This window comes from Lactiplantibacillus sp. YT640 (assembly GCF_049745435.1).
GTDB classification, from domain to species: Bacteria; Bacillota; Bacilli; order Lactobacillales; family Lactobacillaceae; genus Lactiplantibacillus; species Lactiplantibacillus plantarum.
Window position 1 is genome coordinate 123,791 of record NZ_JBMNVY010000001.1, and the last position, 16,038, is coordinate 139,828.

A 16,038-nucleotide genomic window follows, 5' to 3' on the forward strand; every position below is an offset into this window, starting at 1 on the left:
CATATTATACAATAGCTCGCCTAATAATGAAAAGCGCTTCCTCCCTTTTTTCGTAAATTTTCGTCATTTGTGTAAAAAATAAATACAATTATTAACAAAAAAGGTGCTGATAACTTACCGTTACCGCACCTTCAACAGATTTTTTTAATCTGTAAATCAAATAATTAATTTTTTAGTAAAGCTTTACTAAGCCTTCATTAAGGATAACGCGACCCCACCAACAATGACCAGGATCGAGCCAATCACCACGTAAACCATTTCTCGCTTCGTCTTGTGCTCTCCTAAGAGGTAGATACTCCCAAACGTCGAAATAACAATTCCCATTTGCGAAAGGGAGTATGCGACAGCTTGTCCGATTTGGGCCATTGCCATAAACATGAAGAGATTCCCAATACCCCAGACCAGACCAGTGACGATATTACGATAAGTTGCTTTAACAACCCATGGCTTATCCTTAAAGGACCAGATCAAAGCACCCAGCAACATCCCAACAGCTTGAGGCATTACAACTGCCTGTGCATTGACGTTACCATAATGGACCACAATCGTATAGCCAGCGTATCCAATCGTTGATAAGATCAAGGCACGAATCCCAACACCCCAATTTTCAGAAGCACTACGGTTCGGATCAGTCTTATCAGTTAAGGAAGTTAAAACAGCCCCGGCAATCAACACAATTACAGAAGCGGAGCCAATCCAATACATGTTTCCGTGCCATTCATTGAATAACAGCACACCGGCCAACGCATTAGCAACCAGTTGCATCCCAGTTGAAATCGGCGTAGTCCGTGAAATACCAACCGCCTTCATTGACGTAAATTGTTGACCTTGACCAATACTCCAGAATAACCCAGAGACAATCCCAATCAACCAAATTTTGCTTGTTAAAGTTGGCTGTTCTACGGCCCAGAGTGCCAAGCCAAATACCAAGGCTCCCATGGTCATCCCAAGGGTCTGTTGCCGAGCGGTACCGCCCATTCGGCCACTAATTAAGCCGATACTGCCCCACGCAATCGCAGGAATCAGTGCAATTAGAATTCCCATTACTAATAATCCTCATTTCTATGTTTTCTCTCTTGCCTAACGACAAGGAATTATTTTACCAGTTAAGTAACCGTTTTACCAGTCACAATCAGGGATTCAGGGTTAAATATAATTATTTTTTATATTTTCATGAATTCGTTTTCTTAGCGATAGGGACCGTTTTCAATTAATGAAAACGGTCCCCGAAATACCCTTTAAAATTTTTTTCTATTCCACTTAAATTATGGCGCACACACTACTTATCGAGTGTCAAAACCAGAACCTTCAAATAGTTGCTTGCCAAGTAAGCCTTGCGCGTCACGAAGTCTGCTGGTAACCGGAACGTCTCACTAAGTGTGAAGTGCCGATCACTGCCCACAAAGGCCGCCGTGACCGCGGCTTTAAACTTCTTCATTGAAAAATTATTCGCAGTCGTTGCAATCACTAATTGCCCATCACGCCGAACAACTGGTAAGGTCGCTGTCAATAAGTCAGTTAAATCAGTTGCAACTTGGAACTTCTGCTTTTTCACCCGCGCAAAAGTCGGTGCCGTTACGACAACAACGTCATAACTTAGTCGGTGCTTCTGGGCGTAATCTAGATAGCTGTTCACTTCGATTGCTCGAATTTCCTGCTTATCAGGGTCAATATTATTGACCGCCAATTGATCAGCGGTCTCTTTGGCACCCTTCTTACTTGTTTCAATGGAAATCGTCTTGGCAGCACCCGCAACGGCAGCAGCAGCCGTAACCCCATTTTCCTGGCTAAACAAGTTCAAGACCGTCTTACCTTGCAATTCGGCTCCGGCCAACCATTCCCGGATGGGACGCATATCTAATAGTAACCCGGTCGTTAAATCATCAGCAAGGTGTAATGGATACGTCACCGCGCCTTCAGTCACTAATAACGGCTCTGGTGCTGCTTCACCCGTGACGAGTTGACTCTTTAAGTTAGCTTCTTCGACATTAAATCGTAATTTCGCATAGATGCCTTTAAATTGATGTTCAGTAGCCGCTTCAAAAGCCGCATAGATCATTTCGCGTTGCTGGTAAACACCTTGTGCGTACCATGTAAAGACATAGTAATCTTGATAACGATCGATTGCTAACCCGCCGAGACCGTCGCCATCCGCATTGAAGACCCGTTGTGGTAACTGTGGATCCATGCTCGTTGCTCGCCGGACCAACGCCTGTTTGAATAACTTACGAAAGTAATCGGTCGTTGGCGTCTCACTTTCATCCAAGCTCAAGACCCAGCCTAGTTGCCGACGATGCTTCGCAATCAGCGCGTAGCCCATAAATTGAGAACTTGCCATTAACGCCACAAAAGAGCCATCGGTTAGTTTCATACTCGGATCCTTGAGATCATCTTGTACGAGTAAAGGATAGCCGTCCTTGACTTTACGTTGCGAATTTCCCGTAATTTGTACTCTTTGCATAGTTGTTGTTTCTCCTATTCATTTCAAATCTTATCTAAACTATTGATAAATCGCTGTTTGCAGCCTTGTTAAGGGTAACATATTTAGCCTCAGAGTGCGAGGTAGAACAGTGTCAATCGCTGAAAAGTATTAGGCTTAAGGTCCGCAATCGATTACTATTAAACGTCCGTTCCTACTATTAATGATGGGTTATTGCTATGGCCCACCGTTACCCCGCATTAGCAAAACCGGGCCTCGAGATCATTACGATCCCCAAGCCCGGTCCGTACGGATTTACCCGCTTTAAACTATCACGTTAATCATCAATAATCGGTTTATCAAAACCTTCATCTGGGAAAGTAACGGTAAAGCACGTCCCTTCGTTCTCCACACTGTCAACCTTGATCGAACCACCATGTTGTTGGACTAATTGATGTGAAATCGCTAGCCCTAAACCTGATTCACCATACTTCGTATTCTTTCGTGATGGGTCAGCCTTATAATACCGTTCCCAAATATTTTTGACTTGGTCCGGTGTCATCCCAATCCCATGGTCTTGAATCGCGACAACCGTCGCATGATCCGTACGGCTACCCGTTACTTCGATCACGTTAGCTTGTGAAAACTGAATGGCATTCTGCATGATGTTAAACAAGACCTGAACAAAGCGATCATAATCGGCCCATACTGGCAGTTTCTCGGGAACCGTCAGCTTGAATTCATCATCCGCGGCGGCCGCTTTCTTTGTGAGCTGTTCAACTAAGTTATGCAAAACCTCGGCGCCATCAAAATTGGTCTTGTTCAAAGCAATCTGTCCGGTTCGAATTTTTTCGTAATCCAAGTTCTCATTGACTAGTCGAATCAACCGTTTCGTCTCATTTTGCATCAGTTCAATTGAATGACCCTTGTCTTCTTCTGGAATAGCATCGTACGCTAACCCTTCCAAAATACCATTGATCGTAGTCAACGGCGTTCGCATTTCGTGGGCCGCATCGGCCATAAACTCCCGACGCCGCTTTTCCTGTCGCTTAATTTCTTCATTGGAAGTTCGCAGGGAGTTGACCATGCCGTTGAAATCATCCGCCAAGTCATCAATCTCATCCTTATGATTACTGTCAACTTGAATGTCAAAATCACCATTTGCGACCGAGTGCGTCGCGTACCGCAATCGATTAATACGACGAACGGAATAACGTGCCAAAATGTAACTTAACAACAGAGCCGCAATCCCCGAGACTAACAGTGCAATGAACAGATTTTTTTCGATCTGCTGTTCATTGGCCTGCAAGGTCTGTTCAAACGACCCAATCGAGATGGCCCCAACAAACTTCTTCGTTGCTCCATTCTTATAGAAAAGGGGCACTAAAACGTCAATGGTTCGCAACGACGGTGTATTCACGGGTTGATCACGATTGCGTGTTCTGAACGTTACGTGGGGCGACTGCGTAATAATCTTATTCCGCTTCAGCTTCTTCCAATCTTTGGCTGAGATCTTGGGATCATAAATCGAGCCACCAGGGGTCCCACTCATTGTTGTCCCCATACCACTTGGATAGACCAACTTTTTGTTAGCATCATATACCGAAAAGTGAATATGTTGATCTCGTAAGATGACGGTCCCATCATTTAGAAATTGTTGATTAAACCCGACAACTTGATTAGTCTTCGTATTATACCGAATAGCTTCCTTTTCAATACTCGCGGCGTACTGCTGCAATTGTTGCCATGAGTTTTGATAAAGCATCGTTCTAGTCGTTCGAATAAATGAAAATCCGAGGACGACGATTACCGTAATAATGACGGCAAAGAACGCTAGCATTTGTTGATAAATCAGTTTCATTGAGCGTCAACTCCACTATCATCAAACTTGTAGCCGACCCCCCAAACCGTCTGAATAATTTGTGGCCCAGCTTTTTCAATCTTTTGGCGCAATTTTTTGATATGTGCATCCACAGTACGTTCGTCACCATAATATTCATAATCCCAGACCAGTTGCAAAAGTTGTTCGCGTGAGAAAACTTGCCGCGGCTTTTGAGCTAAGGTCTTCAATAAATCAAATTCTTTGGGGGTCAAGTCTTGAATTTGTTTGTCTGCTAAATAGGCTTCCCGCGTCTTGGTATTCAGTTTAAAATGGTCCGTCTGAACATCAAAGGAACTCACCGTGCTGGCAGGTTGGTCAGCCGGCGTGGTCTTAGCCAAATCTGCTCGGCGATGAAGGGCCTTGATCCGAGCAATCAGTGTAATCGGTGAAAACGGCTTGGTGACATAATCATCAGCGCCCATCTCTAAGCCAAGTACCTGATCACTTTCCGAATCACGGGCCGTCAACATAATAATTGGTACAGTTGGGGAAGCCTTGCGAATATCCGCACTAACTTGCATGCCATCCTTGCCTGGCAAGTTCAAGTCGAGCGTCACCATATCCCAGCCATCGACATCTTCATTGAACATTTCGACAGCTTCATTGCCATCATAAGCAAAATGGGCATCCCACTTTTCCTTCTTAAAAAACATGGCCATCATTTCAGAGACCGATTTATTATCTTCAATCATTAATAATTTCATAGTGCAACGTCCTCCAAGTTAATTACGATTGCTAACTTTGTTGATTAATCATCATTTATTAACCTATCTATTATCATACCCTACTTCGCGCTAGGATTCAGGATTAGTATAACAACAAATTAATAACAAAGCGTGCACGATTTGTGAAATAACTGTGTCATCCCATCATTGAGGGACACTTAATAATCTTGGCACATCAGTCACACATCATACCAGAGTCATGCTCACTGACATAAAAAGCACGATTTTCTGCCGTTCATACCGACCAGGAAATCGTGCATCATTCAGTTACATTTCACGAGTTGCGAGCGTGAAGTCACCATTTAAGTTCAGGATGACTGCCGGTTCGCCCCTTCACAACGTCCACTGTGCCTAATTCTTAAAGGAGTGGATTGGTGCCGGAATATGACCCCCACGCTTAATGAACGTCGTTGGTTGATTGGTGTTGACCGGCATAACTGGTGCTTGACCGAACAAGCCCCCAAATTCAACCGCATCACCAACACCTTTGCCGGTAGCTGGTATGACGCGCACCGCCGTTGTTTTGTTGTTGATCATCCCAATCGCAGCTTCATCGGCAATCATCCCACTGATAGTCGCGGCACTAGTATCACCAGGTACTGCAATCATATCCAGACCAACTGAACACACTGCTGTCATCGCTTCAAGTTTTTCAATATTCAAACGACCAGCACTGACCGCCCGAATCATCTCAGCATCTTCAGAAACCGGAATAAAGGCACCCGACAGTCCACCGACATGTTCGCAGGCCATCACGCCACCCTTCTTCACGGCATCATTCAGTAAGGCCAACGCCGCCGTTGTTCCCGGCGCACCGACACTTTCCAACCCGATTTCTTCCAGGATCTCAGCAACCGAATCGCCTTCGTTAGGCGTTGGTGCCAGTGATAGATCAACAATCCCAAATGGGACGTGCAACCGTTCTGACGCGATGGACCCAACAAATTGCCCCATCCGTGTCACTTTAAACGCCGTCTTCTTAATTTGTTCCGACACAATGTCGATCGACTGACCGCGAACTTCTTCTAAGGCTCGTTTTACGACACCAGGGCCACTGATCCCAACGTTAATAACTCGATCAGCTTCACCAACACCGTGAAAAGCGCCCGCCATGAACGGATTATCGTCGACCGCATTGGCAAATACCACTAAACTCATGCAATTGACCGGATCGTCAGCCGCAATCTGCTTTATAATACGACCCATTTCACCGACCGCGTCCAAGTTGATTCCAGCCCGTGTCGACCCGACATTTACCGAACTGCAAACACGGCTAGTTGCAGCTAACGCGGCGGGAATCGATGCAATCAGTTTGCGGTCCCCACTCTGATACCCCTTCTGAACCAGGGCGGAGAAACCACCAATGAGATCGACACCTAGCGCTTGAGCTGCCCGTTCCATGGTTACTGCGTACGCGACATAGTCTTGATCCTGACTCGCAGCCGCAATCAATGCAATCGGCGTTACCGCAATTCGCTTATTGATGATAGGAATACCGTACTCTTCTTGAATTTGAGCGGCCACTTTGACCAAGTCCTTCGCGCTAGTCGTGATCTTATCATAGATTTTTTGCCGGGCCCGCTCACCATCACTATCAACACAATCAAAGAGCGAAATGCCCATTGTGATTGTACGAATATCAAGATTTTCCTCGGCCACCATCTGAATTGTTTCTAAAATTGAACGACTTTCCATGGCCGCCTCCTATAACTTCTGAATTGCGTCAAAAACCGCTTGCCGTTGAATTCGAATCGTTAACTCTGATGCCTCACCGAGCGATTCTAACGCCTCTTTGGCCGCCGCAAAACTTAATTGCTGGTCATCCCATTCCGCCGATAGCATCATGGTAAAATTATGATCCATCAAGGTTTGCGAAATATCGACAATATTGATTTTTAAACGTGCTAACTCGTTCGCTACTTTTGCGACAATTCCCACTTGGTCCTGTCCCACAACGGTAATAATTGCTTTCATCTTTATAGCCTCCGTTAGACGCATCATTATTCGCGTTTGATTGTTCATATCATAGCATGAGCTCTTCTGAAACGCACCCGTTACTTTTGATGAAGTAACCCATGAGAATAATAAGAGATTCCTCATAAACATAGGTTCCCAGACGCACCTTTGCTATAATGAAAATTGCTTATTATTTTCAGAAAGGAGTCGTAATTTGACACAACAAAATCATTTACGGGGCGTCTTACTCGCTAGTAGTGCCTGTATTCTGTGGGGTATCTCAGGGGTGGCTGCGAGTACCCTCTTCATCAATAATCCGCATCTAACCGCAATGTGGCTAACGCAGGTCCGCATGATCAGTGCAGGCTTGATTTTACTCGTCTGGGGGATGGTGGCTGGTAAACATCCCTTTAAAATCTGGCATCACCGCCATGCCGCTTGGACAGCGGTGAGTTACGGTTTGCTGGGGCTGATTCCGGTTCAACTTTGCTATTTCGAAGCGGTTCGCGTTGGTAATGCCCCGATTGCCACGATTATCCAATTTCTTGGCCCATTCATTATCAGCATCTATTACTTCTTATTTAAGCACGTGACACCCAGTCGTATCGAACTGATTGGTATGATCATGGCCTTTATCGGGACACTATTGATCGTGACACACGGTCACTTAAACAGTCTAGCAATTTCACCCGTCATCTTGTTCTGGGGCGGCTTATCCGCCATCGGGGTCGCCACGAACACCTTGATTCCGCGAACCATTTTACCAAAGTATGGCGCATTAACCGTCACTGGCTGGGGGTTACTGATTGCGGGTCTGTTTCTAACCTTGTTACAACCCATGTGGCGTGTCCACCTGACGATTACCTGGCCCCAATTAGGCTTGTTAATCGTCATTATTCTCTTAGGAACGGTGGCCCCCTTCCTGATGTTTGCGCGTAGTTTAAGCGATATTCTACCGACAACGGCCAGTTTGATGGACGCCTTCGAGCCCTTAGCCGCGACGGTTTTCTCGATTACTTTTCTAAACGTTCAACTCACTAGCTTCGATTTTATCGGCGGCTTACTGATTATCTTGGCAGTCATGGCACTTTCACTGAACACACATAAAATGTTGCACTTTTTGCGGCGCCGCCGAGCACACTCTTCATCTTAAACTGCTGTAATGATTGTCATGACCAGTAGACAGATTAGTTGGCAGAACAGTTGAGCTGTGCTAAACTAGGATTGTTGAATTTGGGGATGTTCTGGATTCGACAGGTATAGTTTGAGTTCGGATTGCGCTTCGTAGGTTGCGTCTACGTAAAAACGCTCAGTTTAAATTATAACTGCAAAAAATAATAACAATTCTTACGCTTTAGCTGCCTAATAAGCGCTTAACGTAGATCCTCCCAGGATCGTCCATGTTCTGGATCTGGGTCCTAAATTTAGTGGACTTACGCTCAAAGCTTCCACCTGGAGTTGCGAGAAGAGACTAATCAGGTTAGTCATTGCTGGGTGCCCTGTCATACGGCGTTTGCAATGATGAAATTTAAATAGTATGAATATGAGCGTAGATATCCGAGGGGCAATATGCTTGGACGCGAGTTCGACTCTCGCCATCTCCATTATTGAGTTTCAAAGTGATGTAATAAGCTCCAGAACACTTGTTATATCAATATTCATTAAAGCTATCCTAACGGGATAGCTTTTTTTGTCCTATTTTGATTAGCGTGCTACTTCAGTAAAAAGCCCTTTTCCAAATTGGAAAGGGCTTTTTTTACCGATAATACAACCATGGTTAACCTGATCAACCAAAATCTGTCCAATAATTATAAACGCCACAGCCAACGGTGTTAAAGTGGATTGCAACCAGTCTGTTAAAATAATAAGTGCTCACGGCACTAATCCAGCTGCGTTAGCATGCGGCCATTTAGACCGTACCGACCCGCTGGCGGTTAAACCCAACCTGTACTAAGATCCGATACAATAACGGCACAATGATGACACATGCCACCGCATTAATGGTCGCTGCTAATAAACTCGTGAAGGACCCAATCATGGCGACCTTGAGCGTTGTCCCCACCATTAAGGCTTCAATCACGCCTGTACACCACGAAGTGACGATTTTTGTGAGCCCTGCGACTAACGATACCCAGTAAAGCCGGCCAATACGATCTTCGCGATAGCCGATTGACTTGAAACTCAGGTTGACCATCGCGGCCAGAATAATTGCTTCAATAATTGTTAACCACGAAGTTGCGGCATACCCATTCAGAATATCAAACAAGCCAAGCCCCACTGCACCAGCCGTAGCACCATAGCCAAAACCAAGCAACATCACTGCGAGCACTGTCAAAATATTACCAAAATGAATAAATGGCCGCCCAACAATCGCGGGCAACGGAATTCGTAATACACTGATACCAATAAAAATAATGGCGGCAAATAACCCTGCCAAGACGAGCTTTTTTAATTGTTCAGACCTTCCCATTCAATTCCCTCCAATTTTGCACATCTATTTATCATTATATTCTAATATAAGTGTGAATCAATTGATAGTCCTAGTCTATTTTTTTCGTGACGGTAACTGAATAATAGTCGCTCGTGTGGGCGTCTCAACACTTACTTCATACGCAACTGCTAACAAATCATAAGCAGCTCGGGGCATTTTGTATTGATGACACACTAAATAATAACCTAGATCAACAGCGATTTGGTGCGCGATAGCAATACTGTCACCACTACGATTAAGCCGGCGACGAGCCCGCGCAACTAACCTGGTCAACACAACATCGCTTCGAATCTCAATTGCCATGCTGGCAAGTGCTAGTTGGGCACTTAATCGTTCATTCGGTTGGGTCGTACGTGCTTTTGCCTTTGCCATTTTTTTCAACTCCTCAGTGTAATCATAGGAGTTTCGCTTTGGCTTCGCAACGAATGACACCCTCAAAGCCGCGTCATCACTGAGCTCGTTTAACTTTCACAAAAAATATTATTGAATCATTTCAATTCAAATTCAGCAACAGCGCCCACATCACTAGTCCATTCCATATAAGTAATTTTAACTTACGATTTAATTTATATCTGCCACCGATACTTAATCATCCGTCTCTTGATTCGGTAACCCGAATAGCAATACCCCAACACCGAGTAAGAGTACGGCCACGAACACCATAAAAATTGCCGGAATGCCAAATCCAATTGCCATCAGCGCACCAACTAAAAATGGGCCGATGGTTGCGCCAATGCGACCAATTGACTGGGCAACGCCCATACCAATTCCCCGTACCGCGGGCGCAAATTGCCCCGGTGTGAAAGCAATCATAATTCCCCACGCCCCTAGCGTAAAGAACGACAACCATGCACCACTAATCAGAATCATCGTTGGATTATTGGCCGTCCCAAAAGCTGCGGCACTGACGACCGTCCCAATCAGATAAGTTGCCAATACCGCCTTACGCTTGACGACGCCGATCAACCACGCAGCTAGATAATAGCCGGGAAGTTGCGCCAAGCTCATCAACATCGTATAGCCAAACCCATGTACTAATGAAAATCCGCGCAACACCAAAACGCTTGGAAGCCATAAAAACATACCGTAATAGGCAAACATAATCACAAACCATAGAATGCTGAGGCAAATCGTAGCTCGTCGATATTTAGCGGACCACACTTGCCGCAATGCCTGTCTAAAATCAACTTTTTGTGGCCGATTAGCCTCCTGTTCTGCAGGTAAGTGTCGGCGTAACAGCAACGCATACAACCCCATTAAGGCGGTGATTAAGACCGTCATCCGCCAACCAATGTGTGGCATCACTAAAAAGGCCAATAACGATGCTGCAATCCAGCCAAACGCCCAAAAACTATCTACCAGGACTAGCATGCGTGAGCGCTGTGTTCCCGTATAATGATCAGCAATCATTGTCGCAGCAACCGGTAGTTCACCCCCCAGACCAATGCCAGTCAACAACCGAACGACTAAGAACCACTCGACGTTCGGGGTAATCGTCAATAACAAATTACCAAGCGAAAAAAGCAGTAGCGTCCCAATAAGGACCGGCTTACGCCCCAATTTATCTGCTAAATAGCCGCATACCAAGGCCCCAATCATCATGCCAAGCGTGGTGATCGCACTGACTGCTCCCAACTGTCCTGCAGTTAGCTGCCAACTTTCTTTAATAACCGGCATCACAAATGATAGCAGGGCCACGTCTAACGCATCAAAAAGCCAGGCCGTCCCGATGACCCATAATAGCTTAGCACTATTTCTTTTACTTTCGACCATTCCAATACTCTCCCAAATTTCCTAATTAGCCTTCCACTAATTTAGGTATTTTTTACCTTTATGGTGCTATAAAAGTAGCATACCGACTTGGACGTGTCAAATGAACTACTTTAGCCGGTATACCTTAGCGGGGCGTCCAGAAGAGCCAGGTCGGGCTGTCCCCACCTCTGTAAATAAATGAACGTGGGTTTTACGAAAGTTTGAATTGTCGATGGTTGCCACTGGCTGCCGCCACAAAATCGCATACAGCTGGCGCGCCTGTTTGAGTGTGAACTGCTCACCTAACACTAATAAGATCGTAGGAGCATAGTCCAGGCGATTGCGCACACGTTGTAGGGCGTTTCTTAAGATCAGGCCATGATCGGCGGTTAACAACTGCTTGGCGATTCGTTGATAAAACTCCCGCTCCGTCTGCGAATCGGGAACACCAGCAAATGCCAAACCATCAGCGACCAGATCATCACGATCCACCCGCGGCGTAATGGCAAACCACTTGACATCGCGCGCACCATACCCCGGAACTAGTTCCGGCTTGACTGGCAAATAAACCATATACGTCAACGCCAGTGAGCGTTCACCCGGCACGCGATCGACCGCGGTAAACGTCCCTAACTGTTCTGTATGGAATTGGGCAAGCTGGACGCCCAACTTCTCACGAACTAATCGCAATGCGGCTTCATCCGCACTCTCATCCGTTCTCAAATACGTCGTCGGTAATCCCCAGGTATTCTCAAAAGGAGCGTGATCACGCTGAATAAGCAGGACCAGCAGTTGCTTGGTCACTGCATCGAAACTCCAGATTACGTTCGTAATACTGATTAATGGCCGATAACTGACTTCATGCGCCATTCAAATCGTCCTCCTACAAAAACGGCCACTGGCAAATGCCGTGGCCGTTGTTTATTTTTTAATTCATTGCTTGTAGCGCTTGAACCGTCCACCCGTTAATGGCTGACTTTTCAATAATTGCTTTTTTTATTTCCCAGACATCCGCTTTGATATAGCGATGTCGGGCGGTCATTAAGGGAATATCAGTGTAGACCTCTTGACCGCGATTAATGGTAACGCGCATTGAATTACATCCTTTCCTAATGCTCAGGAAATCTGTAAATAATTCTAATACTCAATACTGGGGCAAGTACATGATACTAAAAATTAATTTATCCAAAATCTGAGGTAAATTTAATCCGGCAGCGTGAAGTCCACCGAACTAACAATTAACTTTATCATATTTTTGAAGTTATCGCTAACAGAATGCTCTTTCTTTGACTTAATTTAAATTTAGCCCTAATAATGAAGGCGTTTGCATTGTGTAAAAACAGATTCCGATTTACACTAAAGGTAATATTATAAGGGAGGTTTTTACATGCGCAATTATAAATATGCCGTATATGGCGGTATCTCAGTTGTTTATTTAATTACCCTATATGCGTTGTACCACCTTATTCGAACGGCTTATATTCTATTCTTTCTCTAGCCCAGACCAACCCGCTGACTTCAGGATGACGATCATCAAACAAGCTCATCTGACCTGACTAAGGCCGGATGAGCTTGTTTGATTTTGATTCTAATTGCGTAACGTGACTGACTCACAATCCCAAACCAACTACTGATTAGCAGAGCCCCAGTCATATCATCGATGCCATAAAAAGCGGTCAACTGCCAGTGCTACCTTAGTATTTTCATGTAACTGGCTGTGCTGCGCATGGGCCCCATAAAAGTCTTTTTCGGTGTAATCGACATCCCGCCCACGCAATAAATACTTGATGGAACGGGCCGACACGTTGGTGACCAAGCTGTCCGAATGACTACCATCGTTCAAGGTTCCCACGATATTCAATAGTTGTACATTTTTAGGAAAATTGTTCCGCTTGGCTGCCAATAATTCATAGGCTGCATGCAAATATTTCGGTTGCCCAGAAGTCAGAAACGAGTTCTGATTAGCAACATCATCTTCCCCGACCACCCCATCAAACGGGCCAGCGATCGTTACTAACTTACTGATCTTCGGAAAAGTCGTCGTTTGTTGCGTCATCAGCATATTAACGCTAGCGACACAGCCCGCAGAATGGGCGACGATATTATAATGTTTAAACGCGTGCTGTTGTTGAACCGTGGTAATCACCTTAGCCAGCCAAGCACTCTGTTGGTCATACTGGGCCAGATTGTTCTTGAACACGACTTGAATTATCGGGTTACGCACCCGACCACGCCATTTACCCGTCAACGTCACTTGACCACTGGTACTGACCGTTGCCACCAAAACTTTGTGAGCATGAGCAGTCTTTTCAGCATGCGCAATCAGGGTATTCGTTGACTTCGCACTCCCCTGAAACCCGTGGACGTAAAATGTGGGGGTCTGTTGATTCACATACGGCGATATTTTTTTAGTACTTGCCGCCTGTTGCGTTGCTTGTTTCTTAGTGGTTTGAGAACCACAACCGGTTAAGCCAACGACTAATAAGACTGCCAACAGCCACCATTTAATTTGTTTCACTTTATCCGCCCCATTAATATTTTGAAATATTCTACTTTAATTAAATCTAAGTCAATTGAACTCACATTACCAATTTCGTTTGACAGCGACCAACTCATCTTGTAAATAAGTGCTTGCTAACTGCAAGTATGTCACGTATTTGCCAGGCGTGGGTGCATGTAATAGCCAGCCATCACCGGCATATAGGGCAACGTGGTGTACCGCACCGTTCCCATGATTATGAGCAAAGAAACACAGATCCCCAAGCTGGGCATTTGCTATGTCGACCGCCACTCCTTGCTTGATCTGATCCTGAGCATCGCGCGGTAAGCGAATACCTAGACTGCGATGCAAGGTATAGACGAATCCAGAACAATCGAAACCATAAGCACTGATGCCACCCCATAGGTAGCGTAAATCCAAGAATTCTTCACCGAGGCGAACGAGTGTCGCTCCCGGTGTCAAGCGCGCGGTTCTAAATGCAAACTGCGTCGCACGTTTTGCAATTTTGCCCGTTCCGAGTGGGGTCTGGACCGTATAATAACGATGATCTTTGCTACTAATAACGGGTAGTTCCGTTCCAAGGCTAAGATTTAAGAACGTACGGCCATCTAAGCATAGTAACGGCGTAAAACCACGCCGTATCGTAATCATCGGCCCAGTTTGAACCGGCAATGGGACGGTCGACAATTGCGCCGCCCATACCCATCCTGGATACCCCTGTGGATGCCGGGAGTCGGCCTGATTAACAACGTAACCATAGGCCCAGCCATTGACAAACTGTTCGACTAAAAAGACGTCGTTAAATAACGCCTGCGTCACGATGCGATTGTCGCGTTCCAAAGCCACAGTATCTTCATCTGATAACTGCGCCAACCATGGTTGTAAGCCGACATTTGCTAGTGCCGGAGTATCGATGGACGTATTGTTTGGCTGCCGCCACACGTTCGCAACGGCCGCAATGATCCGTGTTGATTGCATTCTAGTCACCTCATTTTTTCAGTTTACCATATCTCCGGAACCACTTCTGGCTTCCTGGTCAAACCTTGAAGTGATTTTAACTTTAATCGATCGCCCCACACCGCCGTGGCACCTCGGCACGTTAAGAAGCTATCCTTTCAGTAGAAACTTTACACTAAATATTAAAAATCACTGTGAAAGTATGCTATGATACTAATAATTACTTAGGAGGCGTTTTAACGATGGATAAAACCGATTTGAAGATTTTGAACGCCTTGCAGGCCGACGCGCGAATCTCCTTAAAAGCGCTCGCCGATCAATGCTTCATTTCTTCGCCCGCAATTTCCGCTCGCATCACTCGTCTGAAAAAGAGTGGCATCATTCGTGACTATCAAGCAAATCTTAACTTTGAAAAGCTCAATTACCACATAAAAGCCTATATTCAACTCCAACTTGAACCAACGCAAAAGGAGCGCTTTTACCCATTTGTTGCCGGCATTCCTAATATTCTGGAATGTGACTGTGTCACGGGTGAATACTCTCAAATTTTGAAAGTGATTTTCGAATCAACGCAGGCATTAGACGAGTTTGTCAACCAATTACAAACATTTGGAAAAACGAGTACTCAGATCGTCTTTTCAACAAGTGTCCCTAACCGTGGCCTCACGTTGCCCGATGATCACGACATGTCTAAAATTAATCATTAATCCGCATGCACAGGGAAACTGTAGCTTAATAGGCGCACCGAGAAACCATGTTAGTTTCTCGGTGCGCCTATTTAATGAATTCCAATTGCAATGTCAGAGATCGGTAGCCCGCTTCAAATCAAACCCAACTATCAGTTATGGGCACCTCAGGACCAATTCAATAACCTAAAAATCGCTTGTGGTGTCGTCACTTGATAATGACGCTTGAGAACTTCTAAGCCAATATTACAGCCTACCAATAGACTCCCACCTAAAGCCACGCCCACCCATAATTGTGGTCCCAACCAATGAATGGCAACTAAACTACACAAAAATAACACCGCACCAACAATCATTCCTAGCGTGTAACTCACAAACCATCGTCTCATTGGGCACCTCCACGACACAAACTAATTACGCGAATCGGTTCATCACATAAATTGCACCAAGTCCAATTCCCCATAAAACTAACAGCGGTAGTAAAACGAGCATGCCGAACTGGTACCAACCTAATACCATCATAAATAAAATCTCAACACTATGGCCGAACACTAATAATTGAAAGTATTCACGAAAATACCACTGCACGCCGATACCAATCAAGAAACTAATCAAGATCACACCATAGAACGTTCCATGCAGCATTTTACAAACTCCTTTTTATTGCGTT

At 45.2% G+C, this 16,038-nt stretch carries 17 protein-coding genes and 1 other RNA gene; 3 read left to right on the forward strand and 15 right to left on the reverse strand.

The annotated features are described in order from the left end of the window. Positions 1–186: 186 nt before the first annotated feature. The 6 genes from ACOV1R_RS00600 to ACOV1R_RS00625 form a co-directional block, all read right to left on the reverse strand. Entirely contained in the window at positions 187–1,044 is an 858-nt protein-coding gene (locus ACOV1R_RS00600) for a GRP family sugar transporter (RefSeq protein ID WP_003642758.1), read from the reverse strand. Positions 1,045–1,279: 235 nt separating this feature from the next. Further along, positions 1,280–2,461, reverse strand: coding sequence for a class I SAM-dependent methyltransferase (locus tag ACOV1R_RS00605; protein WP_011101808.1), 1,182 nt, complete (start codon positions 2,459–2,461; stop codon positions 1,280–1,282). 295 nt (positions 2,462–2,756) lie between these two features. Continuing rightward, positions 2,757–4,280, reverse strand: a complete 1,524-nt coding sequence (locus tag ACOV1R_RS00610; RefSeq protein WP_003642756.1) for a sensor histidine kinase — start codon at positions 4,278–4,280, stop codon at positions 2,757–2,759. Beyond that, positions 4,277–5,005 carry a response regulator transcription factor gene (locus tag ACOV1R_RS00615; RefSeq protein ID WP_003646617.1) on the reverse strand — a complete coding sequence of 243 codons (729 nt, stop codon included), beginning with the start codon at positions 5,003–5,005 and terminating at the stop codon, positions 4,277–4,279. Before ACOV1R_RS00615 ends, ACOV1R_RS00610 begins: the two co-directional genes overlap by 4 nt. 372 nt (positions 5,006–5,377) lie before the next feature. Beyond that, positions 5,378–6,721: a PFL family protein gene (locus tag ACOV1R_RS00620; protein WP_003642754.1), complete on the reverse strand. Its 1,344-nt coding sequence runs from the start codon at positions 6,719–6,721 to the stop codon at positions 5,378–5,380. A 9-nt stretch (positions 6,722–6,730) separates the two neighbouring features. Then, positions 6,731–7,000, reverse strand: a complete 270-nt coding sequence (locus tag ACOV1R_RS00625; protein WP_015380652.1) for an ACT domain-containing protein — start codon at positions 6,998–7,000, stop codon at positions 6,731–6,733. 196 nt (positions 7,001–7,196) lie between these two features. Here ACOV1R_RS00625 and ACOV1R_RS00630 point away from each other — a divergent pair, with 196 nt between their 5' ends. After that, the gene (locus ACOV1R_RS00630; protein ID WP_011101810.1) at positions 7,197–8,135 is read left to right on the forward strand and encodes a DMT family transporter; all 939 of its coding nucleotides are present in this window, start codon (positions 7,197–7,199) and stop codon (positions 8,133–8,135) included. A gap of 82 nt (positions 8,136–8,217) precedes the next feature. Next, positions 8,218–8,589, forward strand: a transfer-messenger RNA (tmRNA) gene (ssrA, locus tag ACOV1R_RS00635). 302 nt (positions 8,590–8,891) lie between these two features. Here ssrA and ACOV1R_RS00640 read toward each other — a convergent pair. From ACOV1R_RS00640 to ACOV1R_RS00670, 7 genes are all read right to left on the reverse strand, one after another. Next, entirely contained in the window at positions 8,892–9,452 is a 561-nt protein-coding gene (locus ACOV1R_RS00640; protein WP_003642750.1) for an ECF transporter S component, read from the reverse strand. Between the two features lie 75 nt (positions 9,453–9,527). Continuing rightward, a complete protein-coding gene (locus ACOV1R_RS00645) occupies positions 9,528–9,845 on the reverse strand; it encodes a hypothetical protein (protein WP_003644671.1) in 318 nt (105 codons plus the stop codon). 213 nt (positions 9,846–10,058) lie between these two features. Further along, a complete protein-coding gene (locus ACOV1R_RS00650; protein ID WP_003642748.1) occupies positions 10,059–11,246 on the reverse strand; it encodes an MFS transporter in 1,188 nt (395 codons plus the stop codon). A 105-nt stretch (positions 11,247–11,351) separates the two neighbouring features. Next, entirely contained in the window at positions 11,352–12,095 is a 744-nt protein-coding gene (locus tag ACOV1R_RS00655; RefSeq protein ID WP_003642747.1) for an NUDIX hydrolase, read from the reverse strand. Positions 12,096–12,153: 58 nt separating this feature from the next. Beyond that, on the reverse strand, positions 12,154–12,318 hold the full coding sequence (locus ACOV1R_RS00660; RefSeq protein WP_003642746.1) for a hypothetical protein: 165 nt from the start codon (positions 12,316–12,318) through the stop codon (positions 12,154–12,156). 561 nt (positions 12,319–12,879) lie between these two features. Next, positions 12,880–13,743: an alpha/beta hydrolase gene (locus ACOV1R_RS00665; protein WP_015380656.1), complete on the reverse strand. Its 864-nt coding sequence runs from the start codon at positions 13,741–13,743 to the stop codon at positions 12,880–12,882. A 66-nt stretch (positions 13,744–13,809) separates the two neighbouring features. After that, positions 13,810–14,703 carry a C40 family peptidase gene (locus ACOV1R_RS00670; RefSeq protein WP_015380657.1) on the reverse strand — a complete coding sequence of 298 codons (894 nt, stop codon included), beginning with the start codon at positions 14,701–14,703 and terminating at the stop codon, positions 13,810–13,812. Positions 14,704–14,924: 221 nt separating this feature from the next. Between ACOV1R_RS00670 and ACOV1R_RS00675 the strand changes: the two genes are divergently transcribed. Next, on the forward strand, positions 14,925–15,389 hold the full coding sequence (locus ACOV1R_RS00675) for an Lrp/AsnC family transcriptional regulator (protein WP_015380658.1): 465 nt from the start codon (positions 14,925–14,927) through the stop codon (positions 15,387–15,389). A gap of 146 nt (positions 15,390–15,535) precedes the next feature. On the opposite strand, the gene ACOV1R_RS00680 is transcribed toward ACOV1R_RS00675, so the two are convergent. Together ACOV1R_RS00680 and ACOV1R_RS00685 are read right to left on the reverse strand one after the other, a co-directional pair. Continuing rightward, complete coding sequence (locus ACOV1R_RS00680; protein ID WP_003642742.1) at positions 15,536–15,757, reverse strand: hypothetical protein; 222 nt, start codon at positions 15,755–15,757, stop codon at positions 15,536–15,538. A 25-nt stretch (positions 15,758–15,782) separates the two neighbouring features. After that, entirely contained in the window at positions 15,783–16,013 is a 231-nt protein-coding gene (locus ACOV1R_RS00685) for a hypothetical protein (RefSeq protein WP_003642741.1), read from the reverse strand. Between the last annotated feature and the right edge of the window lie 25 nt (positions 16,014–16,038).

Excerpts from the sequence above, each read along its gene's own strand:
- ACOV1R_RS00600 (WP_003642758.1), bottom strand. The coding sequence starts at position 1,044 with ATGGGAATTCTAATTGCACTGATTCCTGCGATTGCGTGGGGCAGTATC.
- ACOV1R_RS00605 (WP_011101808.1), bottom strand. The coding sequence starts at position 2,461 with ATGCAAAGAGTACAAATTACGGGAAATTCGCAACGTAAAGTCAAGGAC.
- ACOV1R_RS00610 (WP_003642756.1), bottom strand. The coding sequence starts at position 4,280 with ATGAAACTGATTTATCAACAAATGCTAGCGTTCTTTGCCGTCATTATT.
- ACOV1R_RS00615 (WP_003646617.1), bottom strand. The coding sequence starts at position 5,005 with ATGAAATTATTAATGATTGAAGATAATAAATCGGTCTCTGAAATGATG.
- ACOV1R_RS00620 (WP_003642754.1), bottom strand. The coding sequence starts at position 6,721 with ATGGAAAGTCGTTCAATTTTAGAAACAATTCAGATGGTGGCCGAGGAA.
- ACOV1R_RS00625 (WP_015380652.1), bottom strand. The coding sequence starts at position 7,000 with ATGAAAGCAATTATTACCGTTGTGGGACAGGACCAAGTGGGAATTGTC.
- ACOV1R_RS00640 (WP_003642750.1), bottom strand. The coding sequence starts at position 9,452 with ATGGGAAGGTCTGAACAATTAAAAAAGCTCGTCTTGGCAGGGTTATTT.
- ACOV1R_RS00645 (WP_003644671.1), bottom strand. The coding sequence starts at position 9,845 with ATGGCAAAGGCAAAAGCACGTACGACCCAACCGAATGAACGATTAAGT.
- ACOV1R_RS00650 (WP_003642748.1), bottom strand. The coding sequence starts at position 11,246 with ATGGTCGAAAGTAAAAGAAATAGTGCTAAGCTATTATGGGTCATCGGG.
- ACOV1R_RS00655 (WP_003642747.1), bottom strand. The coding sequence starts at position 12,095 with ATGGCGCATGAAGTCAGTTATCGGCCATTAATCAGTATTACGAACGTA.
- ACOV1R_RS00660 (WP_003642746.1), bottom strand. The coding sequence starts at position 12,318 with ATGCGCGTTACCATTAATCGCGGTCAAGAGGTCTACACTGATATTCCC.
- ACOV1R_RS00670 (WP_015380657.1), bottom strand. The coding sequence starts at position 14,703 with ATGCAATCAACACGGATCATTGCGGCCGTTGCGAACGTGTGGCGGCAG.
- ACOV1R_RS00675 (WP_015380658.1), top strand. The coding sequence starts at position 14,925 with ATGGATAAAACCGATTTGAAGATTTTGAACGCCTTGCAGGCCGACGCG.
- ACOV1R_RS00680 (WP_003642742.1), bottom strand. The coding sequence starts at position 15,757 with ATGAGACGATGGTTTGTGAGTTACACGCTAGGAATGATTGTTGGTGCG.
- ACOV1R_RS00685 (WP_003642741.1), bottom strand. The coding sequence starts at position 16,013 with ATGCTGCATGGAACGTTCTATGGTGTGATCTTGATTAGTTTCTTGATT.